This is a genomic window from Nonomuraea insulae (assembly GCF_042656245.1).
Window position 1 is genome coordinate 78,541 of the sequence record NZ_JBHSPA010000035.1, and the last position, 26,400, is coordinate 104,940.

At 69.1% G+C, this 26,400-nt stretch carries 22 protein-coding genes; 10 read left to right on the forward strand and 12 right to left on the reverse strand.

What is annotated here, in order from left to right; translation table 11 throughout:
- Positions 1-404 precede the first annotated feature (404 nt).
- From ACFPZ3_RS30210 to ACFPZ3_RS30230, 5 genes are all read left to right on the forward strand, one after another.
- Positions 405-836 carry a hypothetical protein gene (locus ACFPZ3_RS30210; protein WP_379517662.1) on the forward strand — a complete coding sequence of 144 codons (432 nt, stop codon included), beginning with the start codon at positions 405-407 and terminating at the stop codon, positions 834-836.
- Positions 837-848: 12 nt separating this feature from the next.
- Positions 849-1,754: a transporter substrate-binding domain-containing protein gene (locus tag ACFPZ3_RS30215; RefSeq protein ID WP_379517663.1), complete on the forward strand. Its 906-nt coding sequence runs from the start codon at positions 849-851 to the stop codon at positions 1,752-1,754.
- 605 nt (positions 1,755-2,359) lie between these two features.
- Positions 2,360-3,001, forward strand: coding sequence for an HNH endonuclease family protein (locus tag ACFPZ3_RS30220; protein ID WP_379517664.1), 642 nt, complete (start codon positions 2,360-2,362; stop codon positions 2,999-3,001).
- 52 nt (positions 3,002-3,053) lie between these two features.
- The gene (locus ACFPZ3_RS30225; RefSeq protein WP_379517665.1) at positions 3,054-3,266 is read left to right on the forward strand and encodes a hypothetical protein; all 213 of its coding nucleotides are present in this window, start codon (positions 3,054-3,056) and stop codon (positions 3,264-3,266) included.
- A gap of 115 nt (positions 3,267-3,381) precedes the next feature.
- Complete coding sequence (locus ACFPZ3_RS30230) at positions 3,382-3,894, forward strand: GtrA family protein (protein ID WP_379517666.1); 513 nt, start codon at positions 3,382-3,384, stop codon at positions 3,892-3,894.
- A gap of 90 nt (positions 3,895-3,984) precedes the next feature.
- Here the strand turns inward: ACFPZ3_RS30230 and ACFPZ3_RS30235 are convergent, their stop codons facing one another.
- A complete protein-coding gene (locus ACFPZ3_RS30235; protein WP_379517667.1) occupies positions 3,985-5,847 on the reverse strand; it encodes an ABC transporter ATP-binding protein in 1,863 nt (620 codons plus the stop codon).
- A 258-nt stretch (positions 5,848-6,105) separates the two neighbouring features.
- Between ACFPZ3_RS30235 and ACFPZ3_RS30240 the strand changes: the two genes are divergently transcribed.
- On the forward strand, positions 6,106-6,627 hold the full coding sequence (locus ACFPZ3_RS30240) for a snapalysin family zinc-dependent metalloprotease (RefSeq protein ID WP_379517668.1): 522 nt from the start codon (positions 6,106-6,108) through the stop codon (positions 6,625-6,627).
- A gap of 103 nt (positions 6,628-6,730) precedes the next feature.
- Here ACFPZ3_RS30240 and ACFPZ3_RS30245 read toward each other — a convergent pair whose 3' ends face one another.
- Positions 6,731-9,211, reverse strand: a complete 2,481-nt coding sequence (locus ACFPZ3_RS30245) for a glycoside hydrolase family 3 N-terminal domain-containing protein (protein WP_379517669.1) — start codon at positions 9,209-9,211, stop codon at positions 6,731-6,733.
- A 307-nt stretch (positions 9,212-9,518) separates the two neighbouring features.
- Between ACFPZ3_RS30245 and ACFPZ3_RS30250 the strand changes: the two genes are divergently transcribed.
- From ACFPZ3_RS30250 to ACFPZ3_RS30265, 4 genes are all read left to right on the forward strand, one after another.
- The gene (locus tag ACFPZ3_RS30250; protein WP_379517670.1) at positions 9,519-12,020 is read left to right on the forward strand and encodes a polysaccharide lyase 8 family protein; all 2,502 of its coding nucleotides are present in this window, start codon (positions 9,519-9,521) and stop codon (positions 12,018-12,020) included.
- 128 nt (positions 12,021-12,148) lie between these two features.
- A complete protein-coding gene (locus ACFPZ3_RS30255) occupies positions 12,149-12,310 on the forward strand; it encodes a hypothetical protein (RefSeq protein ID WP_379517671.1) in 162 nt (53 codons plus the stop codon).
- Positions 12,311-12,320: 10 nt separating this feature from the next.
- Complete coding sequence (locus tag ACFPZ3_RS30260; protein ID WP_379517672.1) at positions 12,321-13,682, forward strand: glycosyltransferase; 1,362 nt, start codon at positions 12,321-12,323, stop codon at positions 13,680-13,682.
- 71 nt (positions 13,683-13,753) lie between these two features.
- Positions 13,754-14,167 carry a peptidase inhibitor family I36 protein gene (locus ACFPZ3_RS30265; RefSeq protein WP_379517673.1) on the forward strand — a complete coding sequence of 138 codons (414 nt, stop codon included), beginning with the start codon at positions 13,754-13,756 and terminating at the stop codon, positions 14,165-14,167.
- 62 nt (positions 14,168-14,229) lie between these two features.
- Here ACFPZ3_RS30265 and ACFPZ3_RS30270 read toward each other — a convergent pair whose 3' ends face one another.
- From ACFPZ3_RS30270 to ACFPZ3_RS30315, 10 genes are all read right to left on the reverse strand, one after another.
- Complete coding sequence (locus tag ACFPZ3_RS30270; protein WP_379517674.1) at positions 14,230-15,942, reverse strand: ABC transporter family substrate-binding protein; 1,713 nt, start codon at positions 15,940-15,942, stop codon at positions 14,230-14,232.
- Positions 15,939-18,011, reverse strand: coding sequence for an ABC transporter ATP-binding protein (locus ACFPZ3_RS30275; RefSeq protein ID WP_379517675.1), 2,073 nt, complete (start codon positions 18,009-18,011; stop codon positions 15,939-15,941). The genes ACFPZ3_RS30270 and ACFPZ3_RS30275 overlap by 4 nt, the downstream gene beginning before the upstream one ends.
- Positions 18,008-18,847, reverse strand: coding sequence for an ABC transporter permease (locus tag ACFPZ3_RS30280; protein WP_379517676.1), 840 nt, complete (start codon positions 18,845-18,847; stop codon positions 18,008-18,010). Before ACFPZ3_RS30280 ends, ACFPZ3_RS30275 begins: the two co-directional genes overlap by 4 nt.
- A 1-nt stretch (position 18,848) precedes the next feature.
- Positions 18,849-19,826: an ABC transporter permease gene (locus ACFPZ3_RS30285; RefSeq protein ID WP_379517677.1), complete on the reverse strand. Its 978-nt coding sequence runs from the start codon at positions 19,824-19,826 to the stop codon at positions 18,849-18,851.
- Positions 19,827-20,151: 325 nt separating this feature from the next.
- Entirely contained in the window at positions 20,152-21,150 is a 999-nt protein-coding gene (locus tag ACFPZ3_RS30290; protein ID WP_379517678.1) for a phosphotransferase family protein, read from the reverse strand.
- 22 nt (positions 21,151-21,172) lie between these two features.
- Positions 21,173-21,952, reverse strand: a complete 780-nt coding sequence (locus ACFPZ3_RS30295) for an SDR family NAD(P)-dependent oxidoreductase (RefSeq protein ID WP_379517679.1) — start codon at positions 21,950-21,952, stop codon at positions 21,173-21,175.
- 301 nt (positions 21,953-22,253) lie between these two features.
- The gene (locus ACFPZ3_RS30300; protein WP_379517680.1) at positions 22,254-23,708 is read right to left on the reverse strand and encodes a four-carbon acid sugar kinase family protein; all 1,455 of its coding nucleotides are present in this window, start codon (positions 23,706-23,708) and stop codon (positions 22,254-22,256) included.
- A gap of 82 nt (positions 23,709-23,790) precedes the next feature.
- Positions 23,791-25,038, reverse strand: coding sequence for a RuBisCO large subunit C-terminal-like domain-containing protein (locus ACFPZ3_RS30305; RefSeq protein WP_379517681.1), 1,248 nt, complete (start codon positions 25,036-25,038; stop codon positions 23,791-23,793).
- Complete coding sequence (locus ACFPZ3_RS30310) at positions 25,031-25,696, reverse strand: aspartate/glutamate racemase family protein (protein WP_379517682.1); 666 nt, start codon at positions 25,694-25,696, stop codon at positions 25,031-25,033. The genes ACFPZ3_RS30305 and ACFPZ3_RS30310 overlap by 8 nt, the downstream gene beginning before the upstream one ends.
- Entirely contained in the window at positions 25,693-26,400 is a 708-nt protein-coding gene (locus tag ACFPZ3_RS30315) for a FadR/GntR family transcriptional regulator (RefSeq protein ID WP_379517683.1), read from the reverse strand. The genes ACFPZ3_RS30310 and ACFPZ3_RS30315 overlap by 4 nt, the downstream gene beginning before the upstream one ends.

Sequence of the window (26,400 nt, forward strand, 5' to 3'; positions counted from 1 at the left end):
GCCGATTTATCGCTATCAGACTAGTTCCGTCGAGTCATCCCCAATAACACTTTCTTGCGGTATAACATGTCTCGCTATACCCGCACAGCTGGGGCTCAAGGAACTCCAGTGTCTGCCGTTCAAGATCACCCTTGTGCGTCGACTACTCACAGCAGAGAAGCATGAAGACAAAGAACCTCCACAAAGCTATTTTATGGCTAGCCGTAATCTTATGCATAGCGCTCGGAGTTGGCCTGACGCTTCTCGGAGAAAAAGGAGCTCAGTGGGCCGGCATATGGGGGTTGTCCGTGGCCATAATCACTTTTGTTTTCGGACTGCGGCAACCCCAGGGCCGTCCCGCAACTTCCTCGGACACACCCCCAAGGCATGCGCAACAACCACCCCGTAGCCCCACGCGGATAAGTATGGTCATAGCAGCCTCACTAATCGCGCTTGGCACGATCTCATGCTCGGTTTACTTTATTTTTTTTCATGCGCCCAAAATCAACCTCGGGCCACTGGACGTTCAGTACGGCCAAAGAATGATGGAAGGCACTTTTGCAGACATCGCAGTTCCCGAGGGCGCCTCTGGTCGCAACTTTCTTACGCTGAGGTTCGCCGTCCAGAATCCGTCGGGCTTCGGATCATGCATCACCCCGGCAAGAGTGGACTTTATACCCATAGTCGACAGAATTCCGCGAGGAGAGAAAACGGTCTGGAGAAAACAGCCGGGAGAAGAAGTAAGGCTACAGATCGGCCCCGCGAAGAAGGAGGTCCGCATCAGAGCCGTACTTCACGAAGCCGACCTCGCATGCAGGGTTGATCTAGTTGTCACCGAAGCAATTCTTCACGACTAGGAGAAATAGACGATGGTTGCAAGAAGAATGCCTCTCTCCGCCGCAATAGCTGCATATTCGATTTTCATCACCTCCTGCGCGACGGCGCCTCCTCGTCCATCACCTGCTCAAGCTAGCGCTCCTGCCCAGCCAACGCCGGGGGAGCAAGGTCAACCAGTACAGAGAGAAACGAAGTTCAAAAAAGGCGCCAGAACCACCGTAGGAGTTCTGACAGACCTCCCTGGGATTGGCGCACTGAAAATCGGCCCCAACAAGCGCACCGGTTTCGACAACGATTTAGTCTTGTGGCTCTCCACAAAAATAGGATTTGAGCCACGATACATCGACGTGACAATCGTCGAGCGAGAACCGGCCCTCATCACTGAGCCACTCCTGGCGGATGCCATTTTCGCCGCCTTCTCAATAACCGATGACCGAAAAGGACGCATCGACTTCGCAGGACCGTACTTGATCAACAAGCAAGGTGTCATGGTTCGAGCGAAGGAAACAAGGATCTTGACCATATCCGACCTGGAAACCAAAACTCTATGCGCACCCAGGGGTTCTACTTCTCTCCGGGAACTGCAAGCCAGAAAGCTGAAGGTCACGGAGGAAGAGAGCGTTGAGCAATGCATAGAAAATCTCAAAAACGAGACTGTGGACGGAGTGTCAACGGATCAACTCCTGCTGTATGGACGAGCCGAGAAAGATTCCTCCTTGCGAGTCCTTCCCAAGCTTACTTTCGGATATTACGAGAACTACGGAATCGGCCTGCCCAAGAACAGTGGCGCTGATTGCAAACTACTAACCGAACACATCAAAGAGTTCATCAAAAGCGGCGCATGGGAAGATTTCTTCATACAGAACTTTCCCAAGCTGGCGACAGAGGCAGACGAATACAAGCCGAAGCCCGACGCTCTCGAGAAGTGTTCGTCATGAAAGCACCTTTTCCCTGCGCCCAGAAGCAGGCGAGACGCAGCACCATTCAAGCTGGCCAGCCTGAATGCCGGACCTGATTTGTCGCGGCCCTGTGTCGCTGGTGATCAGCATATTGGGGTTCCCGCTCGTCGCTCAGTAGCCATTGGAGTTCGAGTGCGAGCCGACGCATGGGCTCTGCCCTTCACGAAGCGTTCACAGGAGGGCTTCAGCTTCGCCGCCCGCGCTGTCTGACCGTCCCGGCCGCTTCTCCGCTATCCGACGACCCCGCGCCACCTCGTCCCTGTCGCATGCCCGCCGCCCGGCCCCCGGCGCACCAAGCCGCCCGGCGCGACCCTGCACCACCGCCCCACACCACTGCCGACGCGAACCCAGCGCCCCTGACGCGCCGGTCTTCTGACACGCCGGTGAACGTCGCGACAACGTTGACGGGACCGGCGGAGGCGGCCTGACGGCCTATGTCAGGAGTCCATCAACACCCTCACCACAGCTCGGCAAACCTGGCCATATATGGACCAACCGGTCGCTGTCACCGTCGAGGTGCCCGCCCTCCTCGTTCCTGACCGGCACCTGCGCCTGTCCGAGGACGGCGACAGAAGGGCCCCCTCATGCACCGTGACCGCGCGTTACCGGCTGCCGCCCTCACCCTGGCCTGCGTCACCGCCCTGACCCTCGCGATCACCGCCCAGCCCGCCGCCGCCATCCCGCCGAACATCCCCTCCGCCGCCACCGCCGCCTCCCGCCTGGCCGCGCTCACGGTGGCCGCAGAGTCGCACGGCAGCACGTACGACCGCGACCTGTTCCCGCACTGGAGCACCGTCAGCGGCGCCTGCAACACCCGCGAAGAAGTGCTCAAACGAGACGGTACGAACGTCGTCACCAACTCCTCCTGCGCCGCCACCTCCGGCTCCTGGTACAGCCCGTACGACGGCGCCACCTGGAGTGCCGCCAGCGACGTGGACATCGACCACATGATCCCCCTGGCCGAGGCGTGGGCTTCGGGGGCATGGTCGTGGACGACCGCCCGCCGCCAGCAGTTCGCCAACGACCTGGGCGGACCGCAGCTCTGGGCCGTGACCGACAACGTCAACCAGTCGAAGTCGGACCGGGACCCGGCCGAGTGGCAGCCGCCGCGCACGGCCGAGCGCTGCCGGTACGCGCGCGCCTGGATCCAGGTCAAGTGGTACTGGGGCCTGACCACGGACAGCAACGAGAAGTCGACGTTGTCCAGCATGCTCTCCACCTGCTGAGTGGCCCGGCTACCCGACGTACGCATCGGCGGCCGGAGTAGCCGGCACAACGATGACCAGGAGCGCCCCGAGCGTCGTCACCAGGATCACGGGCCGCGACGCCACCGGGGACGCCTCCGCCGCCGCCTCGGTCACCACCCTGCCGTCGAGCCCGCGTACGGCAGGGTCGGCCGACCTCCGGAACCCCCCTGGGTGGCCGGCTGGGAAGCACCGATTCCGAATGTCCGAGGCCCAGGCGCATCTGGCCAAGGACGCCAAGGGTTGAGCGCGGTTGATGATGGCGAAGCCGGACAGGCCATGTCCGTAAATCTTGTTACCTGGGGGTTCGCCTGGTGAGAAGATCGGGGGTGCGCCGAATAGCGAAAGCAGTACTCGCAAGATTGCCGGAACCGCTGCACGCACTTGCGCTGAAGCACCGTGAACTGCTGAAGTTCGCGGTGGTGGGTGGAACAACGTTCTTGGTGGACAACACGGTGTTCTACGGGCTGAAGCTGACCATTTTGGAGCCGAAGCCGGTCACCGCGAAGATCATCGCGGTGCTCGTGGCGACGATCGTGTCCTACGTGTTGAACCGCGAATGGTCGTTCCGGACCAGGGGCGGCCGCGAGCGCCGTCACGAGGCGGCGCTGTTCTTCCTGGTCAGTGGGGTCGGTCTGGTGCTCAGCTCCGCGCCGCTATGGATCTCCCGGTACGTGTTTCGCCTGGAGACCCCGGATGTGAGCCTGGTGACCCAGGAGATCGCCGACTTCATGAGCGCGCAGATCATCGGCACACTGATCGCCATGGTCTTCCGCTTCTGGGCGCTCCGGAAGTGGGTCTTCCCCGACGAGAAGACCCGGACCGGCAGCGTGCGGCTGGCTCCCACTCCCGCCTCCACGGACGAGGCGGCCTGACGGCAGCGAAGCTCATGATCACGCGGAGTTGCCCGGACAGTGCTCGTGATCAGCCGCACTTGCTCACGGAATCGCGGATCCTGCAACGGCCTAGCGGTAGGCCTCCGCCTGGAGGGTGTAGAGGTCGGCGTAGAGGCCGTTGAGGGTCATGAGGGTGTCGTGATCGCCCTGTTCGGTGATCTCGCCGTGGTTCAGGACGTAGATGCGGTCGGCGTAGCGGACGCTGGCCAGGCGGTGCGTGATGAGCAGGACGGTGCGGCCGTCGGCGTGGCTGCGGATGCGTTCGAAGAGGGCGTGTTCGGCGCGGGCGTCGAGGGCGGCGGTGGGCTCGTCGCAGATGAGCAGCGGGGCGTCGCGGTGGAAGCCGCGGGCGACGGCGATGCGCTGCCACTGGCCGCCGGACAGTTCGTGGCCGTCCTTGAAGCGGCGGTCGAGGAGGGTGCGGTAGCCCTGCGGGAGCTCGGCGATGACCTCGTCGGCCCCGGCCACGGCCGCGGCGGCGTGGAGGGCGGGCTCGCCCTTGCCGGTGCCCATGGTGATGTTGTAGCGGGCGGTCAGGGGCCAGCGGGTGTGGTCTTGAGCGATGACGGAGGTGCGCAGGCGGAGGTCGTCGGGGCTGACGTGGGACAGGTCCGTGTCGTCCCAGCGGACGGCGCCGGTGTCGGGTTCGTAGAGGCCGGAGAGGATCTTGGCGAGGGTGGTCTTGCCGGAGCCGTTCTCCCCGACGAACGCGATCACCTCGCCCTGCTTGATCTCGATCGAGACGCCGCGGAGGGCCGGTGAGTCCGCGCCGGGGTAGGTGAACGTCACGGCCTCGGCCGTGATGCACTCGAAGCCGTCGGGGGCGGCGGCCGGGCGCGGATCGGTCAGGCGGCGCTCGACCTCGGCGCAGAATTCCAGGTAGTCGGTGAAGTAGAGGCCCTGTTCGTAGAGGCGGTTGGTGGCGTACATCAGGTTGCCGAGGGAGGTCTGGCCCGAGCGGATGGCCAGGACCGCGGTGCCCGCCACCGCCAGCGGGATCGCCGCGATGGCCAGCAGGATGCCGAGGGCGACGTAGACGAGGGCGGTGCCGAGGCCGCCGATCGCCTCTCCCACGACCCTGGCCGATGTCTGCCGCCTGGCCAGCACCAGCATGACATCCTGCTCGGCCCTGGCCACCGCGTCGTACATGCGCAGCAGGAACCCCCGCATCGTGAACGAGCGCACCTCGGCCGCGGACTCGCGCTGGGCCAGCAGGGACGCGATGATCCACTTGCGGCGGCGGGCCGGGATCAGGCTGTACATCGTCGAGTAGCGCATGCGCGCGCTGCGCACCGAGGCCCAGGTGTCGGGCAGGACGGTCAGCAGGAGGAGCGGGAGCAGCACCGGGTGCAGCACGCCCAGCACACCGGCGGCGGCCACGATGCCGACGGCGGCGGTGACCACGTCGACGGCCGAGGTCACCACCGCGTCGGCCTCGGCCACGCCGCGGCTGCTGGCACGTTCCAACGAGTCGTGGAAGTCGGGGTCGTCGTAGGCGACGAGCTCCACCTGGCTGGTCAGGCCGTAGAGGCGCTCCTCGGTGAGGCGGGTGATCTGCGGGGTGAGGCGGGACTCGGCCCAGCCGGCCCCGGCCTGCGTCGCCGTGCGCAGCACCGCCGCGCCGCCGACCAGGGCGAGGCTGGGCAGGGCCGCGACGACGCGGTCGGGCGTCGGGCCCTCGCTGAACAGGGCGGTCAGGACCCCGGTGGTGGCGAGCAGGCCGAACGCGGTGAAGACGCCGCCGAGCAGGTTGAGCGCGACCGTGGCCAGCGCGTCGCGGGGGCTCGCCTGCCAGGCCATGCGCAGGGCCTGGCCGACGAGCGAGGGGAGCCTTCTGGCGATGGTCAGGAAGCCGACCTCCGCCATCTTGTCGGTGTGAGCGGTCCAGTTGTGGAAGGAGATCTCGCCGAGTTCGAGCGGCTCGTTCTGCATGCATTGAGTGTGCACGCGGGCACTGACAGTTTCGATGGCGCGAGGGCCGCATCGTGGTCAAGGTGGACGCTCGGTGCGCCGGCCACGCCGCCTTCCGCATGGCCGGCAGGACACTACCTCCAGGGACGACCCACCGTCGACAGCAGGCGGACGATCTACTGAGGGGGCATATCACCGTGATAGGGGCAAACTGACACATCTCCGGGAGCAGGGGCGCGCATACCGTTCACAGCACCCCCCAACTCCCGGAGGCGCCCCGTGTCAAGACCCCTTCGTCTCATCCTCTCCGTCGCACTCACCCTGGCATTCCTGCTGGTCACCGCACCCGCGCAGGCCGCCGCGCTGATCACGGTCCTGCGGTACGACCCCTCCAGGGCGGCGGAGTTCGTCGCCACCGTGAACCAGGCGGCTCAGGTCTGGAACTCCAGCGTCACCAATGTCCGGCTCGTCCAGGGCACACCGGCCCACTTCGTCGTGCTCGCCGACAACGGCTGGCCCCGCGCCCTGCCCACCAGCCTGGGCCGTGGCACGGTCTGGATGGGCCGGCAGGCCGTCAACCAGGGCTACAACCCGCTCAGGATCGCCACCCACGAGATCGGCCACATCCTGGGCCTGCCCGACCGGCGCACGGGGCGTTGCACGGACCTGATGTCGGGGTCGAGCGCGCCGGTGAGCTGCACGAACGCCAACCCGAGCGCGGCCGAGCGGGCCGAGGTGAACGGCAACTTCGCCGGTGGGGCCGCTCAGGTGGAGTTCGGCAAGCTGCACGTGGACCGGTAACCCACCCGGCCGGCGGGACGCCGCCGCCCGCACCGGACGGCGGCGTCTCACAACATCGATCAGGCCCGGGACCTGAAAGTGCGGGTCCCACGGCAGCGGCCCGTTACGTGCAGGTGTAGCCGGAGGGCAGGGTGGTGTCGCTGTTCGGGCGGCTGACCTGGAAGCCGAACGAGGTGCTGGCGCCCGCCCCCAGAGACCCGTTGTGCGCGGCGTTGCGAGCCGTGACGGTCTGTCCGCTCACGGTCAGCGCGGCGTTCCACGAGCCGGTCAGCGTGTGCCCGGCGGGCAGGGTGAAGGTGACGGCCCAGGCATTGCGTGACGCCGCCCCGGTGTTGGTGACCGTGGCCTGGATGACATACCCGTTCCCCCACTGGCTCTGGGTGGACGGTGTGACCGAGCAGCCGCCGCTCGTGCCGCCCCCACTGGTGGTCAGCGTCACCGGGGCGGAGCGGGGTGAGCGGTTGCCGGCCGCGTCCACCGCGTACACGGCGAAGGTGTAGGACGTGGTCGCGCTCAGCCCGGTGAGCGCGGCCGAGGCCGTGGACGCGGTGGCCGCCGGCGTCTCGGCCGAGGACTGTAAGCGGACCACCTCATAGCGGGTCACGCCCACGTTGTCGGTCGAGGCGGCCCAGGTCAGGGTGGCCGAGGAGGAGGTAATGGCGGAGGCGACGGGGGCTCCCGGCGCGGCAGGCGGGGTGGTGTCGTCCTGACCGGCCGCGTACGTCAGCCCGTACCCCTGCGCGAACAGCGGCGTCTTCCCGTCACCCGTGTTGATCGGCTGCTGCGAGGCGCTGTTCATCCAGGTCATGGGCAGCTTGCCGGTCGGCGGGACGGCGCCGAACAGGACGTCGGCCACGCCCTGGCCCTCGGTGCCGGGCAACCAGGCGGCGACCAGGGCGTTCCAGCCGGGCAGCTGGGAGGCGATGTCCAGGGGGCGGCCGGAGACGAGCACCACGACGACGGGCACGCCGGAGGCGCGCAGGGTGGCGATGGTGCTCAGGTCGGCGGCGTCCAGGCCGAGGCCGCTGGGGCGGTCGCCCTGGGTCTCCGCGTACGGGGTCTCGCCGACCACGGCGACCGCCACCCGGTAGGAGCCGTCGATGCCGCCGCCGTCCCTGCTGTAGGTGACGGTGGCGCCGGATCCCACGGTGTTCCTGATGCCCTGCAGCACGGTGGTGCCGGGGGTCACGTTGCCGGACGCGCCCTGCCAGGAGATCGTCCAGCCGCCGCTCTGGTTCCCGATGTCGTCGGCGCTCTTGCCGGCCACGAAGATCTTGCCGCCGCTCTTGGCGAGGGGCAGCAGGCCGCCGGCGTTCTTCAGGACGACCTGGGACTTGGCGACCGCCTCGCGGGCCAGCGTGCGGTGCGCGGCACTGCCCACGCTCGCGGTGTACGACCGGTCGGTGAGCGGCTTCTCGAACAGGCCGAGCTCGAACTTCTTGGTCAGGATGCGCCGTACCGCGTCGTCCACCCGCGCCGTCGTGACCCGTCCGGCCTGCACCTCGGCCCGCAGCAGTTCGATGAAGCGCCGCCACTCGGTGGGCGCCATCACCATGTCGACGCCGGCGTTCACGGCGGTGCGCACGTCGAGCGCGGAGGTGCCCTGGGCGCCGTCGATCTGGTCGACGCCGTTCCAGTCCGAGACCACGAATCCGCCGAAGCCCAGCTCGCCCTTGAGCACGGTGGTGATCAGGTACTGGTGGCCGTGCAGCTTGGCGCCGTTCCAGCTGCTGAACGAGATCATCACCGATCCCACCCCGCGCTCCACGGCGGCCTGGAACGGCGGCAGGTGGACGGCCCGCAGCTCGGACTCCGAGAGCTGCGTGTCGCCCTGGTCGGCGCCTGCGTTCGTGCCGCCGTCGCCGACGTAGTGCTTGGCGGTGGCCAGGACGGAGGCGGGCCCGTTCAGCGCGGTGCCCTGCAGGCCCGTGATGATCGAGGTCATCGAGGAGGGCAGGTCCGGCGTCTCGCCGAAGGACTCGTACGTACGGCCCCACCGGTCGTTGCGCGCCACGCACAGGCAGGGGGCGAAGTTCCAGTCGATCCCGGTTCCGGACACCTCCTCTGCCACGGCCCGCCCGATCCGCTGGACCAGGGCGGGGTCGCGGGTGGCGCCGAGGCCGATGTTGTGCGGGAAGATCGTGGCCCCGGCGACGTTGTTGTGCCCGTGCACGGCGTCCACGCCGTAGACGAGCGGGATGCCGAGGGGCGTGGCCAGGGCCGCGTTCTGGAACCTGTCGTACATGTCCGCCCAGCCGGTCGCCGTGTTCGGGGACGGCGCGGAGCCGCCGCCGGACAGGACCGAGCCCAGCCGGTACGTGGTGACGTCGGCGTTGGTGACCGAGGCGCGCTCGGCCTGCGTCATCTGGCCGAGCTTCTCGTCAACGGACATCCGGGACATGAGATCGGCGACCCGGGTGGAGACGGGGAGGCCGGGGTCCTGATAAGGGAAGGCGGCCACGGCGGTCGCCGGAGGCGCGGCCAGGCTCGCGGCGGCCAGCACCAGCGCGGCGGCCCCGCTCACGGCGGTGAGCACGAGCGCGGCGGCCCCGCTCGTCCATTTCCTGCTCGGGTTGCTGCTCATCGCACGCGTGCTCCGGCTCGGCTCGAAGGTTTTGGGAGCGCTCCCAAAGGCACTGTAGGCCACTCCACCAGAGTTTCCGGCCCCGTACGCCACGACGCCGCGAACGAGCTCCGGCACCAGCGGAAACGGGACAGGGGCCGGTGAAACTTTCATCGCCGCTTTACCGCCTGTGAGGGGACAGGTCCAAGGGCGGCGCTGACCTGGGATCCGCCTCCGACGAGAAGCCCCGGGCATGAATGGGTCATCAGTCGATCAATGGCCCCGCTTCCACCGTGAACGCGCACGAACGCTCTATATCGTCGCTCTCATGTCCGGTGGATGGACGCGGCGCGCCCTCCTGCGCGCCGCCGGCGGGGCCGCGCTCGTCACGGGGCTGCCCCAGAAGGCCGCAGCCCCGACGGGGCTGCGGGAGCGGTGGCGCACGCTGCTGCTCGGCGAGGGTTTCGACCGGGCGGCGGAGCCGTACCGGAGCATGCTGGCGGAGCTGGGGCGGTCGGCGGCAGGGCACCGGGAGTCGATGGCGCCCGAGCGGGGCTCGCTCTGGCCCGGCCTCGGGTACGCCGGATCGTCGGCGCACGTGTACAAGAGCTTCACCCGGCTGCGCACGATGGCCGAGGCGTACGCCCAGCCGGGCACCGGAGTGACCGGGCAGGACGAGCTGGGCCGTGCGGTGCTGACGGGCCTGGACCACCTGCTCACGGACGTCTACCACCCGGGCACCACCCCGTACGGCAACTGGTGGCACTGGCGGATCGGCGGCCCGCAGGCGCTGCTGGACACGGCGGTGCTGATGTCCGGGCGGCTGACGGAGCCCAGGGCGGGCAGGTGCTGCGCGGCGGTGGACGCGTTCGTGCCGGAGTCGGCGGTGGCGCGTTACGAGGGCAACAGCACCGGCGCCAATCGGGTGGACCTGTGCCGGGTGCTGGCGGTGCGCGGGGTGCTCGGGGGTGAGGGGGTGCGGATCCAGTTCGCCAGGGAGGCGCTGGCCCCCGTGTACACGCCTGTCGCCTCGGGAGACGGCTTCCACGCCGACGGGTCCTACCTCCAGCACTCCCGCGTCCCGTACGTCGGCGGCTACGGCGCGGTGCTGATCGGCGGGCTGGCGATGTTGCGGGCGCTGCTGCGCGGCTCGGCCTGGGACCTGGACGGGCCGGACCTGCGGGCGTTCCTGGACGTGGTGGAGCGGGGGGTGGCGCCGTTCGTTTACAACGGGCTGGTCATGGACAACGTGGCCGGGCGCGGCATCAGCCGGCGCAACGGCGGCCGGCAGCGCGCGCAGAACCTGCTCGCCTCCATCGCGCTACTGGCCCAATCGACGGGCGGATCGGCAGGCGGGTCGGCGGGCGGATCGGCGAGTGGGGACCGGGAGGCGCGCTGGCGGGCCATGGTGAAGGGCTGGCTGGAGCGCGGCCGTCCGGTGGAGGGCCTGGATGTCGCCGGCACGGCGCGTCTCCAGGCCGTGGCCGCCGCGAAGGAGCCGGCGGCGCCCGAGCCCGTGGGGCACCGGCTGTTCCCCGGCATGGACCGGGCGACGCACCGGCGGCCGGGCTGGGCGGCCTCGGTGAGCATGGCGTCCCGGCGGGTGGCGCACTACGAGTACGGCAACGGGGAGAACGCGCGGGGCTGGCACACCGGGGCCGGGTGGTTGTCGTGGTGGGGGGACGAGGAACAGTACGCGGAGGGGTTCTGGCCGACCGTGGACCCGTACCGGCTGCCGGGGGTCACGGTCTCCACCAAGCGCCTGGCGGACGGCGAGGGCGGCGAGTGGGCGCTGCCCCGGCCGGACACGGTATGGGCCGGGGGCGCGACGGACGGGGAGTTCGCGGCGGTGGGCCAGGACCTGCGGGGGCTGGGCGGCACGCTGGCGGCCAGGAAGTCGTGGTTCTTCCTGGACGACTGCGTGGTGTGTCTGGGGGCGGGGATCGGGTGCGCCGACGGAGTGCCGGTGGAGACGGTCGTGGACAACCGCCGCCTGAGCGAGGTCGTGAGCAACCGGCGGCTGAGCGAGGTCGTGAGCAACCGGCGGCTGAGCGAGGCCAGTGAAGCCGTGGACAACCGGCGGCTGCCTGGGGGCGGCGAAGCCGTGGACCGCCGCCTGGGTGAGGACGGCGCGGTCGCCGTCCGCGTCGACGGCGAGACTGCGGCTCTCGAACGGGGGCGGCAAGCGCGGCGGACCGGCGTCTCGTGGGTGCACATGGCTGGACATGCCGGATATGTCTTCCCCTCCCCCACCAGCCTCGACCTCCTGTACGAGGAGCGCACCGGCTCCTGGCGGGACATCAACGCCGGCGGCTCCCCCGACCCGATCACCCGCCCCTACCTGACCCTGTGGCTCGACCACGGCATCGACCCGGCGGGCGCGTCCTACGCCTACACGCTCATGCCCGGCGCGACCGAGGAGGCCACCCGGGCCAGGGCGGCGGCGCGCGGCCGGGTGCGAATCCTGGCGAACTCGGCGGACGTACAGGCGATCGCCATCCCCGAACTGGGTCTGACAGCGGCGAACTTCTGGACACCAGGCCACATCCCCGCGATCACAAGGGCTGGGGGCGGGGTTTCCGTGAGCGCCGCCGCGTGCGTGCTCATCCGTGAGCGGCCCGACGGCACCGCCGTGCTGTGCGTCTCCGACCCGCCGCGCCAGGCCGCCACGCTCGCCGTCACCTGGGAGCGCCCGGTGACCGCGGTGAAGTCCGCGCCCCCGACCGTCACCTCAGCCACCACGGGCCCGTCGCTGCGCCTGACGTTCGCCGACCTTCGAGGCGCGGCCGGCGCCACCCAGCAGATCACCGTTGCCCTCCACCAATCATGAATTAAACCGACATGCCCGTTTTCAGCGGACATAAAGCGCTTGTACATGCCTTTAAGTGACGCGACGGTTACGTGGACCCCCCTCCGGCGAGATCACCTGCGTTACCTCTTGGCACCCAAGGAGTCCCTGTGTCGTACGGATCTCTGGCCGGCTTCGGCGGTGGCGTCGCCGTGGCCGCGCTGTCGGGCGGGCACCTCTGGCTGGTCGGCCTCTGCGTGTCGCTGGTGCTGACCGCCGCCCTCCTGGTGCGGTTCGGGTTCCGGCGCGGCCGGGGCCCGCTGTGCCCGTGAAAGGAGAACGGTGGAACCAGTCAATCTCGCCGCCCGCTATGCCGGACGCGGAAAGCTCCTCCTCCTGGGCGCGCTCCCGATCGCCGCGTACGCCGCCTGGGGCGTGGCCCACCTGGCCGCGCTGGCGGGGGCCATCGGGGGGCGGCCGTACGATATGTCAGTGGCCTGGCTGGCCTCCTTCCTGCTGCTGTGGTGGATGCCGCTGTCCTGGTTCGAGCGGCCGGTCCGGATCCCGTCGGGGCGCCGGGGACAGGTCAACGCGCTGCGGGTGACCGTGCAGATCCCCGTCTACAACGAGGATCCGCAGGCGCTGAGCGCGTGCCTGCGTTCCGTGCTGACGCAGAGCCGGCGGGTGAACCGGGTGCGGGTGGTGGACGACGGGTCGGCCGTCTCCTACGACGACGTACGCCGGGAGTTCGAGGCCCAGGCCGCGGCGAGGGGCATCGAGACGACCTGGGACCGTACCGTGAACCGGGGCAAGCGTTTCGCCCAGATGCACGTGCTGGCGCAGGACGACGCCGACATCTTCCTCACCCTGGACAGCGACTCCGTGCTCGACCGGCACGCCGTCAAGGAAGGGCTGGCCCCGTTCGCCGATCCGAAGGTGCGGTCGGTGGCCGGGCACGTGCTGGTGCTCAACCGCACCGCCAACCTGCTCACCCGGCTGACCTGCGTGTTGTACCTGCCCTTCACCCGCGGGCTGCGCAGCGCCCAGTCGGTGTTGCGGCGCGTGACGATCAACTCCGGCACGCTGGCCTTCTACCGGGCGAACGTGGTCCGCCGCTGTGCCGGAGCCTATGAGAACGAGCACTTCCGCGGGCGTCCGATGCAGATGAACGACGACTCGATGCTCACCTTCTACGCGCTGCTCGCCGGCAACACCGTGCACCAGCCGTCGTCCCTGGTGTTCACGCTCGTGCCCGAGCGGGTGAGCCATTACGCCAACCAGCAACTGCGCTGGATGCGCGGCACCACGGTGCGGCACCTGTGGTGGCTGCGGTACATGCCGCTGACCGGGGTGGTGTTCTGGACGACGGTGTCGGAGTATCTGCACCTGCTGCTCGCCCTGGCCATCCCGGTCGTGCTGATCGCGGACCCGGCCTGCCGGGCACACGTGGGCGAGGTGTCGTTGGCGGCGGCGCAGATCGGGCTGGCCATGAACTACCTGATGGCGCTGCGGCTCTTCACGGTGCGGCGCAACGACGAGAGCACGGGGGCACTGCTGCTGGCGTTCGCGCTGGCCCCGCTGGCCTCGCTCTGGCGACTGCTGGTGCTGCGCCCGATGTACGTGTACGCCGTGCTGACCTGCTGGCGGGTCAACCGCTGGGGCACCCGCGGCGCGGTGGAGGTATCGCTCACCGCGGCCGTTTAGTCAACCCCTTTCCTGACAAGATCGCACGAGGTATGTTCGTGCCGAAAGAAAGTTTCACCCATGGAGGAATGATGGGCAAGAAGCTTCACATTTGGGCTTTACCCCTCGCTGCCGCCGCCCTGGCGGCCCTGGCGACCCCCGCTCAGGCCGCCGCTGGCTATGACCGGTGTCAGGAAGGCAACTACTGTTTGTTCTCCGGCCTCGACGGCACCGGGGACATCGTCCAGATCACCGGCAACACCCCCGATCTGGCCGCGCTGGGCATCGCGGACCGGTCCAAGTCGGATTGGAACCGTACCGACTCCTGGATCCACCTGTTCTCGGAGGCCGCCTACGGCGGCTGTTCGGCGGTGACCAGCCCGCGCGGCAAGGGCAACTTCTACGTCGACTTCCGTGACTTCTTCGACTCCGTCCGCTTCGACGGCCAGAACGGCCCGTCCTGTCTCACCACGTTCAAGGGCTCTGTGGCCGACTCGCACGGCTGATCGTCCATGAAAGAACCCCCGGCCGCGGGTGCGCGGCCGGGGGTTCTTCGTGCGGGAGGGGATCAGCCGGTGAAGCCGATCGCCGTGTAGTCGTAGTACTTGTACCCGCGAGCACCGTAGTTCGCGACCGTCTTCTTCACGGCCCAGATGTCGGGGCGCTGGTACAGCGGGATGGTGTGCACCTGGTCCCAGATCAGCTTGTCGGCGGCATTGGCCAGTTCGGCGGCCTTGGCCGGGTCGGTCTCGTCAACCGTCGCCGCGATGGCGGCGTCCACGGCCGGGTCGCTGCCCTTGGGGAAGTTGCTCTCGGAGCCGGACTTGTAGATCTGGGGCAGGCCGCCCAGCGGCAGCGGCGTGCCGATCCAGGAGAACGGCACCAGGTCGAAGTCGCCCTTGATGATGAAGTCGTTGAAGAACTTGTCATCGGGGACCGGGCGGATCGTCAGCTTGATCCCGGCCTCCTTGAGCATGGCCTGGGAGAGCTCGCCCTCGGTCTTCGCGGTCGCCACGGAGGCCGGGATGACGAAGTCCAGCGCGAACTCCTTGCCGTCCTTCTTGCGGTAGTCGCCCTCCTGCTTCCAGCCGGCCGCGTCGAGCAACTGCTTGGCCTTGTCCAGGTTGTACTTGCCGAGGTCGCCGGAGTTGTCGACGTAGCGCTTGTCGTTGTTCATGAAGACGTGGTTGCCGAGCGTCTGCAGCGGCCACTCCATGTCCTTCAGGTCCGACTGCGTGATCACGTCACGGTTGATCGCGTACTGAACGGCCTGACGGACCGACTTGTCCTTCAGGAACTCGCTCTGGTTGTTGACCGTGATGTGCCGCCAGTTCGGGCTGAGCGCCTTGCGGATCTCCGCGTTCGGCACCTCCTTGGCCCGCTGCAGGTTGGCCGGGTTGCCCGCCTCGATGTAGGCGGCGTCCAGCTCGCCGTTGGCGAAGGCGTTCACCTCGGCGGAGGAGTCGGCGATCGTACGGAAGATGAGCTTGTCGAGCTTGGCCTTCTTGCCCCACCACTTGTCGTCACGCACGAGCGTGAGCGTCTTGGTGCCCTCGTCGATCGACTCCACCTTGAAGGGCCCAGCGGTGGCCGGGATCTTCTGCAGGTAGTCCTTCTCGTACGCCTCGGGCGAGCCGATGTGCTCGGCCGGGACGAGGTGCGAGGTGCCGCGGTTGAACAGGCCCTCCCACTCCAGGTACGGCTTACTGAAGGTGATGACGGCGACCTTGTCCGAGTCGCCCTTCTCGACCGACTCGATCTTGTCCCAGCCGTCCGTGGAGGCAGCCTTGAACTTCTTGTTCTCGCCGTTGTTGGCCTTCCACGCCGCCGCGAGGTCCTTGTAGGTGATCGGCGTGCCGTCCGACCAGTTGGCCTTGTCGTTGAGCGTGTACGTGACGACCTGCTTGCCGTCCACCGTCTCGTTCTTCACGTCGGTGACGTAGTCGGCGTTCGGCGTGAACTGCGCGTTCTCATCAGCCATCATGAGCTGCGGCATGATCGGGTCGAGCATGGTCGCCGTGTCGGCCTGGTTGCCGTCCACGTGCAGGGGGTTCCACTGGGTCGGCCACTGCCCTATCGCGAGGGTGAGCGTGCCGCCGTCCTTGACCTGCTCGTACGGAACAGGGTTGATGCTGATCGACGGGGTCTCCGTCATCTGCTGCTGTGCCTGCTGGGACTTCTCGGCGCTCGGCTGCTTGCTCTCGGAGCCGCCTCCGCCACAGGCAGCGACGGCCAGGGCCAGCACCGCCAGCCCAGCGGCCGCACGGTAACGAACCTTCACTCTTCCTCCTGATTTTCCGAGGCCGTGATGACCTCGATCTCCTCCGCGTAATGACAGGCGGCACCGTGGTCGACGGCGTTCGCCTGCCTGGCCACCGAGGGCTCCTCGTCCACACACCGCCGCTGTTCGGCCTCACTGAGCCGGGCGAACTTGGGACAGCGGGTGCGGAACCTGCATCCAGACGGCGGGTCGGCCGGGCTGGGCAGGTCGCCTTCGAGCAGGATGCGCTTGCGGGTGCGCTCCATCTCGGGGTCGGGCAACGGGATCGCCGACAACAACGCCTGCGTGTAGGGGTGGGCGGGATGATCGTAGACATCCTCGACCGTCCCGACCTCGGCGATCCTGCCCAAGTACATGACGGCCACACGATCGGCCAGGTGCCTGACCACGGCCAGGTCGTGGGCCACGAACAGGTAGGACAGGCCGAGCCTGTTCTTCAGCTCCTCCAGCAGGTTGATCACGCCTGCCTGGATGGAGACGTCGAGTGCCGACACGGGCTCGTCCAGCACCAGCACCTTCGGCTCCAGGGCCAGCGCGCGGGCGATGCCGATGCGCTGGCGCTGGCCGCCGGAGAACTGTTGCGGATACCGCTCGGCGTGCTCGGGGGACAGGCCCACGAGCTGGAGCAGCTCCGCGATCCTGGCGCGCACGTCCCTGGTCTTACCGTGCGCGCGCAGCGGCTCGGCGATGATGTCGCCGACCGGCATGCGCGGGTCGAGCGCGGCCATCGGGTCCTGGAAGACGATCTGCAGGTCCTCGCGCAGCGCCTTGCGCGCGGCCTTGGTCAGCTTGGCGCTGTCCTTGCCGAGCACGACCACGCGGCCGCCCTGCGGCGGCTCCAGCTGCATGATCTGCTGCAGCGTCGTGGTCTTGCCGCAACCCGACTCGCCGACCAGGGCCAGCGTCTCGCCCTCGGCGACGTCGAGGCTGATGCCGTCCACCGCGAACACGGTGCCGACGCGGCGCTTGAAGATCGCGCCCTTCATCAGCGGGTAGTGCCGCTTCATGTCGTCGAGTTCGAGCACGGTGGCACGCTCGGCGCGCGGGATCCGTACGACCTCACTCGGCGGGATGACCGGCACCGGGAACACGTCCGCGCCGGTCAGGCCCTTGTGCTCGATCTCGTGCGAGCGGATGCAGGCCACGTGGCGCCCGCCGGCGAAGGGGGTCAGCGGCGGCTCCTCGTCGTCGCACATGTCCACCTTCATCGGGCAGCGCGGCGCGAACGGGCAGCCGGGCGGCAGCGACGACGGCGAGGGCGGGTTGCCGTCGATGGGGACGAGCGGCCCCTCCTCGCCGTCGACCCTGGGGATCGAGGCGAGCAGCCCCATCGTGTACGGCATGCGCGGCCGGTAGTAGATGTCGTCCACCGGCCCCTGCTCGACCGGCCGGCCCGCGTACATGACGAGGACCCGGTCGGCCATGCCGGCGATGACGCCCAGGTCATGGGTGATCATCACGATGCCCGCGCCCGTCTCCTGCTGCGCGGTCTTGAGCACCTCCAGGACCTGCGCCTGGATGGTGACGTCGAGCGCGGTGGTCGGCTCATCGCAGATCAGCAGGTCGGGGTCGTTGGCGATGGCCATGGCGATCATCGCGCGCTGCCGCATGCCGCCGGAGAACTCGTGCGGGAACGCCTTGGCCCGCAGGCCCGGGTTGGGGATGCCGACGAGGTCGAGCAGCTCCACGGCCCGCTTGGCGGCCTTGTCCTTGGCCATCTTCTGGTGCACGCGGACGGCCTCGGCGACTTGGTCTCCGATGGTGTACACGGGGGTGAAGGCGGACAGCGGATCCTGGAAGATCATGCTGATCGCCTTGCCGCGCACCTTGACCAGGTCGTCTTCCCTCATGCCGAGCAGCTCTTGGCCGTGCAGCTTGACCGAGCCGCTGACCACGGCGTTCTGCGGCAGCAGGCCCATGACGGCCAGCGAGGTCACGGACTTGCCGGAGCCGGACTCGCCGACGATGCCGAGCACCTCGCCGCGCTCGACCCCGTAGCTGACGCCGCGCACGGCCTCGATGCCGCCGGAGAAGGTGACGGTGAGGTCCTGGACCTCCAAGATGCTCACGAGTTGCTCCCCGGGTCGAGTGCGTCACGCAGGCCGTCGCCGATCAGGTTCACGCTGAGCACGAGGGCGACCAGCAGGCCGGCGGGGAAGGCGAACAACCACGGGTAGCCGGTGGCGTTGCGGGAGCCCTCCGCGATGAGCGTGCCGAGCGATACGTCGGGCGGCTGGATGCCGAAGCCGAAGAAGGACAGCGCCGCCTCGCCGATGATCGCGCCACTGACGTTCAGGGTGGCGTCGATGATCAGCAAGGAGGACAGGTTGGGAACGATGTGCCGGAAGATGATCTTCCAGCGTGGGATGCCCATGTAGACGGCGGCCAGGACGTACTCGCGCTCGCGCAGTGAGAGCGTCATGCTGCGGACCACCCTGGAGGTGATCATCCAGGAGAACGCGGCCAGCAGGGCGACGAACCACATCCACGAGCCGTCCCTGAGCCGTGGAGAGACGATCGCGATGATCAGGAAGCTCGGCAGGACGAGCAGCAGGTCCACGCCCCACATGAGGGCCCTGTCCACCCATCCACCGAAATATCCGGCGAACGCGCCCACGATCGCGGCCAGGCCGGTGGAGATCAGCGCCACCAGCAGGCCGATGATGATCGACTTCTGCATGCCACGCAGGGTGACCGCGAACATGTCCTGGCCGATCGAGGTCGTGCCCCACCAGTGGTCGCCGTCGGGGGCCGACAGGAAGGACAGGAAGTCCTTGTCGGTCCAGTCGTAGGAGCCGAAGAAGGGGCCCACGTAGGCCAGCGCGATCAGCACGATCAGCGCGACGCAACCGTAGCGGGCCTGCTTGTTACGCAGCAGGCGCCTGAGGACTACTTTCGAGCGCATCTCAACTCACCCGCACCCGAGGATCGAGGGCCGCGACCAGCAGGTCAGAAAGGAAGGAGGCGACCAGGACGCACACGGCGGCGAACAGGGTCACCGCGGCCACGGAGTTCACGTCGTTCTGGTTGATCGAGTCGACCAGCCAGGCGCCCATGCCATGCCAGGCGAAGATCTTCTCCGTGAACGTCGCGCCGGTGAACATCGTCCCGAACGCGAAGGCGAAGTACGTGGCCGAGGGGATCAGCGCGGTCCGCAGCGCGTGCTTGATCAGGGCCGTCCGGCGCCGCAGGCCCTTGGCCATCGCGGTGCGTACGAAGTCCTGGCCGAGCACGTCGAGCATCATGTTGCGCTGGATACGGCTGTAGAAGGCGATCGAGCCGAGGCTGAGCGAGATCGTCGGCAGGACGAGGTGGTTCAGCCGGTTGAGGAACTGGTCCCATCCGGACAACCGGGGGTTGTACTCGCCGGTGTACTCGATCAGCGTGAACCCCAGCCCTCTGTTGACGTTGTACGTCGCGATCGCCAGCAGGGTGGCCAGCACGAACACGGGGATCGCCATGATCACGAAGGAGCTGACGCCTATTAACCGGTCGCTGAACTTGTACTGCTTCACCGCTGAGACCGCGCCCAGCGCCACACCGACGGCGAACCCGACCAATGTGCCGATGAGCAGGAGGCGAAGGCTCACCATGACCCGGCGGCTCATCTCCTGGTTGACCGAGCCGCCGTTCCAGGTCTTGCCGAAGTCTCCGGTGATGACGCCCGAGGCCCAGGTCGCGTAGCGCTGGATCACAGGGACCTTGTCGTTCAGGTTGTAGGCATCGAGCGTGGCGTCGATGGTCGCCGTAGGGACCGGGGGTTGCCGGCCCTCGTACGCCGCCCGCGGGTTCATGGTGGTGGCCGCGAGCATGTACGCCAGGCTCGCCGCGATGGCGACGAGGATCACGTTTATTGCCAACCTGCGGAGCAGGTACTTGCCCATTACTCTCCGTTCGCGCTGATCGAGGGCGCGAACTTCCGGGCGGAGAAGCGCCCCCTCAACCAAAACCCATCTCGCATCGCGAAATTCACATGACGTCAAGATGGCGATCAACGCGCAAGAATATATTCAGAAACATAACGGAGAGAAACCGTGAGATATAACGGTCAGGTCACTCACAATTGATCGACACGGCCTGTTCGTTAGCCCAAAAAGCAGCTTCGACCTGCGGAAACGGTGCTTACCAGAGGCCCTCTTGAGCGGGCCGGAGAAGCGCTTGTGTCACAGGATCCGGACAATATTTGACGCTCACGCAAAGTGACCCACATCATATGTGCCGACGGCCGGATGTGAGCGCGGCGAGCGCGGCCGCCACAGCGTCGTACGACTCCCTGACCCGGTCGCCCTGCCCGTGGCGGTGCCGCTCCAGGCGAACCGCGCCCAGGTGGCGGACCTCGTAGACCAGTGAGCGCCACTCCGCCGCCTGGTCACCGCCGAGTTCGCCGTACGCCTCCCAGAACGCCAGCCGCTCGTCCCTCCTCGCCGAGGCCAGCCGGATGGTCCAGTCGGCCGCCGGGTCGCCCCACCAGGTGCGATCCAGGTCCAGGACGCCGGTGATCGTGGGCTCGGGGGCCTCGGCGGCGATCATGACGTTGACGGTCCACAGGTCGCCGGCGAGCAGGCGGGGCTCGGTGATCTCGTCCAGCAGGTGGTGCCGCTCGGCGGCCAGGTCGGCGACCTTGCGCAGGTCAGCGGCGTCGAGGCCGACGCTCTCCACATCGGCCGCGATCTCGGCCAGCGAGCCGGCGACGGCCTGACTCCAGGTGTCGTACGCGGGCGCCGCAACCGGCCCGAACCGCGGCCCGCGTACGTCGTGCACGGTCCTCGTGATCTCCCCCAGCCGCCGGTAGAAGCTCCGCCAGGTTGGTCGCGGATAGTCACGCAGGTGCTCGGGCGCGGGCACCCCGCCGAGGCACGTCTGGATCAGGTAGTCCCGGCCGATCAGCTCGTGCGACCAGTCTGCCGCGATGACCCGCGGCATCAGCGGGGCGATCACCGAGAGGTACGGGACGGTGGCGTACTCGTTGCGCATCAACTCCCGCTCCGAGGCGAACTGCCGGGCGGGCTCCGGCGCGAAGCGCATGATCACCGGCCGGTCCTGACCTTCGACCGTGACCTTGTAGGTGTTGTTGTACATGCCCAGCCCCAGTTCCCTGGCCGAGACGGCGTCACCGTCGAAGACGCGCCGGCTGATCTGCTCGATGTGGCGGGCGGTCACGGGCTGCTGGAACGCCTGAGCTGCGCGTTCGATCGGCTGAAACTCCATCGGCCCATCATGCCGCCTCGCCTCACGGCATCCACTTGCCTCCCGCGACGTCGATCGTGAGCCCGGTGAGCCAGGAGGAGGCGTCGGAGGCGAGGAAGGCCGTCACGTTGGCCACGTCGAGCGGCGTGCCGAGCCTGCCGAGGGGGTGCTCGGCCAGCATGCGCTCCGCGAACTCCCTGGGCATCCTGCTCTCCAGCCGCTCCGTCATGATCGTCGACGGCGCGATGTTGTTGACCCGGATGCCGGCGGGGGCCAGTTCGTGCGCGAGCTGCTTGGTCAGGGCGATCACGCCCGCCTTGGCCGCGGTGTAGGCGACGGAGGCGGGGGTCGGGGTGCGGGCGGCCAGCGACGACATGGTGATGATCGAGCCTTGCCGCCGCTCTCTCATGCTCGGCAGGAAGCTCTTGATGACAAGGAAGGTGGAGGTGAGGTTCGCGTGCACGGTGGCGTGCCAGTCGTCCTCGCTGGTCTGGTCGATCGGCGCCGGTCGTCCGGTGCCGCCGCCCGCGAAGATCGCCAGTACGTCCACCGCGCCGTACCGGCGTTCGACCTCCTGGCGCATGGACTCGACGGCGGCCAGGTCCGTGGTGTCCGCGGCCACCCCGATCGCCGTGCCTCCGGACTTCGCGGCCTCGGCGGACGTCGCGGCCTCCTTCACGGCGGCCTCGATGGCGACGGGGTCGCGGCCGTTGACGACGACCCGCATGCCCTGCTCGGCCAGCACCTTCGCGGTCCCCCGCCCGATCCCCCCTGAGCCTCCGGTGATCAGCGCCACCTTCCCCTGCAGTTCCGGATATCTCATGACTTCACTCCCCTGCCGTTGCGGCTTCCTTCTCGCCCTCCACGGTGCCCGGAACGCGGGGGTCCCGGCATCAGGCAGGGGTCCCGTTCCCACCTGCGCCCAAGGGAGTGCGCCGCCACCGTCGGCCTACTCCAGCCGTCGTATCGCGGGGCGACGTCAGGCGGGTGGTCGTCCCGGTCGTGCGCGCGAGCGGCGTCAGGCGGGTGGCCGTCCCGGCGCCGGCGTCATTACGACGGCAGGCGGGTGGCCGTTTCGGTCGCGAGCGGCGTCAGGCGGGTGGCCGTTCCGGGTGGCGGCGTCATTACGACGGCAGGCGGGTGGTCGTTCCGGTGGCGGCGGTCAGGAAGTAGTCGGGGCCGCCCACCTGGCCGCCCTTGAGCGCCAGCTCCAGGCCGTCGCAGGCCGGGTCGTCCGAGGACAGGACGCACACGGGGCCGCCCACCGCCAGTGAGGCGACCACGTCCAGCGCGTACGCGCCGAGTGCGGCCACGACCTGGCCCGAGGTGTCGCCGCCCGCCACCACCAGGCGCCGCACGAGCCCGGCCCGGACCGCGGCGGCGGCCACCCGGCCGAGCAGTTCGCCGATTCCGGCGGGGTCGCGTGCCGGGCCTCGCGTCGACTGCACGATGGTGTGACGGCCGTCCCGCAGGCTCGCCTCGGCCCCGGCGATGGCGTCCGTCCCCTCGGAGACGTCCAGCACCCGCCAGCCCGCCCGTTCAGCCGTGTCGATCTGGCGGGCGGTGACCGGCGAGCGGCTCCCGGACACGACCAGCACCGGCCCCGCAGGCCCGAGCGGCACCGCACCACGCCCATCCGCCCCAGCCAGCACCCCAGGCAGGGCCCCAGGCAGGGCTCCAGCCGGTGAGACACCCGAGGCTCCACGCGAGGCTCCGGGCAGGGCTCCAGCCGGTGAGACGCCCAGGGCTCCAGGCAAGGCCCCAGCCGGGGATCCGGGCGGGGATCCAGGCGGGGATCCGGGCGGGGAGATGGTGGCCTGCCGGGCGGTGGTGTCAGGTTGGGCGGTCGGTGAGTGGGCAGTCGACGGGACGGCCAGGGCGTATGCCGAGGCCAGGGCGTAGCTCAGGCCTCCGGAGCCGACGCAGTAAAGCGTTCCCCCGGTGGTGGCGTCGGTGAGGAGGTGGCGGCCGAGGGCCAGGAGGTGGTCGTCGGTCGTGGCGTCCGCGACGAAGGCGGCCTCCCCTCGCCTGGCCTCGTACGCCGGCCACGACGCCTCCGCCGGCAACCATCCCGTAGGTCCCGCGCCCTGCACCATCAGCCGTACCCGCAGGTCAGCCTCCGCGGCGGGGGTGACCGGGTGGTCGCGCGCCGGAGGGTGACGATCGAGGCGGACGAACTCGTCCCCGGCCCGGACGAAGTGGTTGGCGTACCACGTGTGGCGGCCGAACTCGGGCTGGGCGGCGAGCACCGGCACCGCGCGCCCGGCCAGGCCCTCACCGTGCAGGGCCGCGACGACCGCGCCGATGCTGCCGTGGTCGGGAGAGGAGTCGAAGGTCGAGCAGATCTTGTACTGGACGACCAGCGGCCGGAGGGCGGCCACGGCCTTGAGTGCGGGCAGCGCCGAGGCCACCGGGTCGGCCGACGCCCGGGCGGTGGTGGCGATGCCGATGACGTCGTCCCGATCGTGCAGGTGAGCCACGTCGGTGACCAGGGACCCGGACAACCCGAACCGCCGGAACTGCCACAGCGCGTCCGTGGCCCCGGTGAAGTCGTCGGCCACGAAGGCGAACACCGTCATGACGCCACCACAAGCGCCCGGACGGCACCCAGGGAAGCCCGCGCCACCGCAAGCGCCTGGACGACGCGCTGGGGAGCCCGTGTCACCGTGCCACCACCCCGCCGAAGCGTTCCAGTGCCCTGGCCAGTTCCGGCGAGTCCACCTCGTCCAGTGGCACCCCCGCGACGGCCGCCTCCCATGCCTGCCGGATGCTGGTGATCCCGGCGGCGGGCCCGTCGGGATGGCCGAGGACGCCCCCGCCCGCCAGCACCAGCAGATCGCTGGTCCCCGTACGCTCCAGCGTGACGGGAGCCGTCCCGGCCCACTGGGCCGACGACAGGACGGGCAGGCACGGGAAGCCGCCGAGGAGCGGCGAGCGCACCGCCGCGACCATGTCCGTCACCTCGTCGTCGGTGACGTAGAACTTGCTGTGGAAGCCGCCGCAGTGCAGGTGGTCGATGCCGGTCAGGCGGGCCAGCTTCTGGTAGGCCACGTGCCCGATCCCCAGCCCAGGATGCCGGGCCAGCATCCCGATGCCGGTGACGTGGGCGTGGATCGGCACCCTGGCGTGCCGGCGCAACATGGCGACGGCGGGGAAGCCGACGACGTTCAGGTTGACCATGACGCAGGTCCCGCCGGCCGCCACCACCATGTCGTGGTTGCGCAGCATGCGGTCGGGTTCGTCGCTGATGTTGAAGGCGTACATCGGCCGCCGCCCCGTACGCCGCTCCACCTCGTCGAGCGCCCCCGTCACGGCCCTGATGCGCTGGGCCAGGGGCGCGGGCGGGCAGTCGGCGTTCACCTCGTCGTCCTTGATGAAGTCGGCCCCGGCCAGGCCCAGCTCCAGCACCAGGTCCACGTAGTCGGAGGGGCGCAGGCCGACGTTCGGCTTGACGATGGTGCCGATCAGCACGCCCTCGGGCCGGCCCACCAGCCGCCGGGTGCCTTCGACGGCGTAGCCGGCCGGTAGGTACGCCTCCCCGAACGCGGCGGGCAGCTCCAGGTCGACGAGCTTGAGCCCGGCCAGTTCGCGCATCTCGTACAGGTTCCCCGCGACCACCGGGAACAGGTTCGTCAGGGAAGGGCCGGTGTTGTCCAGCGGGAAGCCGATGCGGACGAGCGCGGCGCGCAGCGGGCCGTCGCCGCGCGTGCCGGGCAGGGCTTCGGTGATCGGGGCGGGGATCTCCGTGAGGTCGAGCATCACCGCGCTGTGCCGGGCACGCAGTTCGTCGGTCTCGCCGGCGACGCTGACGAACGTGCCGGTGCTCTGCTCGCCCGCGAGCGCGCTCACCGCCTGCTCCAGCGGCAGGCGGGTGACCAGCCGGTACGTGGCGACGGTCAGGTCACGCATAGAGCTCCTTCGCCAGGTGCTCCATGGCCAGGGGCGGGCTGGCCAGGATGGGCACCGGGGACTCGACCGCGCCGGCGACCCGGGCCATCGACGCCTGGGCCAGCACGATGACGTCCACCTGACCGGCCAGCTCGGCCAGGGCGGCGGCCACGCGGGCGTCGTGGGTGGCGGCGTCGCCGCTCATCAGGGCCTCGAACGCGCCCTCGCACAGCCGCGCCGTCAGCGTGATCTCGGCCCCGGCCGCCTCCGCGCGGCGGCGTACCAGGTCGGCGGTGGGGTCGAGGGTGGTGGACAGGGTGGCGCACACGCCGATCCTGCTGCCCAGCGCGACCGCACGGTCGGCCATGGGCCGGTCCACCCGGGTCACGGGCACGCCGGTCAGCGGTTCCGCCGCCTCGACGGCCGCGCCGATCGAGGAGCAGGTGACCAGGATGTGGTCGGCCCCGCCGGCCTGGGCGGAGCCGATGTGGTCGGCGACCCGGCGGGCGGTGAGGGGGGTGAGGTGGCCGGCGCTGATGGTGTTCTTGATCAGGCTGTCGTCGACGATGTTGAACGTCTCGACGCCCGGCAGGTGCTTCGCGCACAGCTCGGCGAACACCGGCACCAGGGTCGCCGAGGTGTGGATCAGTCCGAGGGTCGGTCCGGGGGTCTTCGTCATGGCCTCTCCATCCGGGGTTGCGTGAACAGGTCGTGCCAGATCTGGAAGTGGTCGTCGCTCGCCTTGCCCGCGGCGTCCTCGTCGCCGGCCAGCAGCGCTTCGTACAGGGGGCGGTGGGCGGCCACCGACAGCTCCTTGTCCTTGGGGTGGGTCTTGAGCCGGTCGCGGCGCTGGCGTACGGCACGGAAGAGCACGCCGGTCATCGCGTCGGCGAAGAACGTCAGGGCGGCGTTGCCGGTGGCGTGCAGCAGCGCCTGGTGGAAGGCGAAGTCGGCGTCGTCGATGTCCTCGGCGGTGGCGGCGGCCTCCATGTCGGCCAGCGCCTTGCCGACGTGGGCGATGGCGATCGGGTCGCCCTTGCGCGCCGCCTCCCTTGCGGCCTGGCGTTCGAGCGCCACGCGAACGGAGTGCAGGGACTCGATGCTGAGGTGGCTGGCCGACAGGGCCAGGTCGAGGGCGAACTCCAGGCCCTGCGGGGCCAGGCGCTGGACGTAGGTGCCTGAGCCCTGACGCCTGTTCAGCACGCCGAAGCCCTCCAGAAGCCGCAGGCGGTCGCGCAGCGCGGTGCGGCTGACGCCGAGTTGCTCGGCCAGCTCGCGCTCGGGCGGCAGGCGGGCGCCCTCGCCGAGGTCGCGGATCAGGCCGCTCAGGGCGTCGGAGACAGGATCGGTGGCCAGGGCGATCACCTCAGGACGATTGGTCAT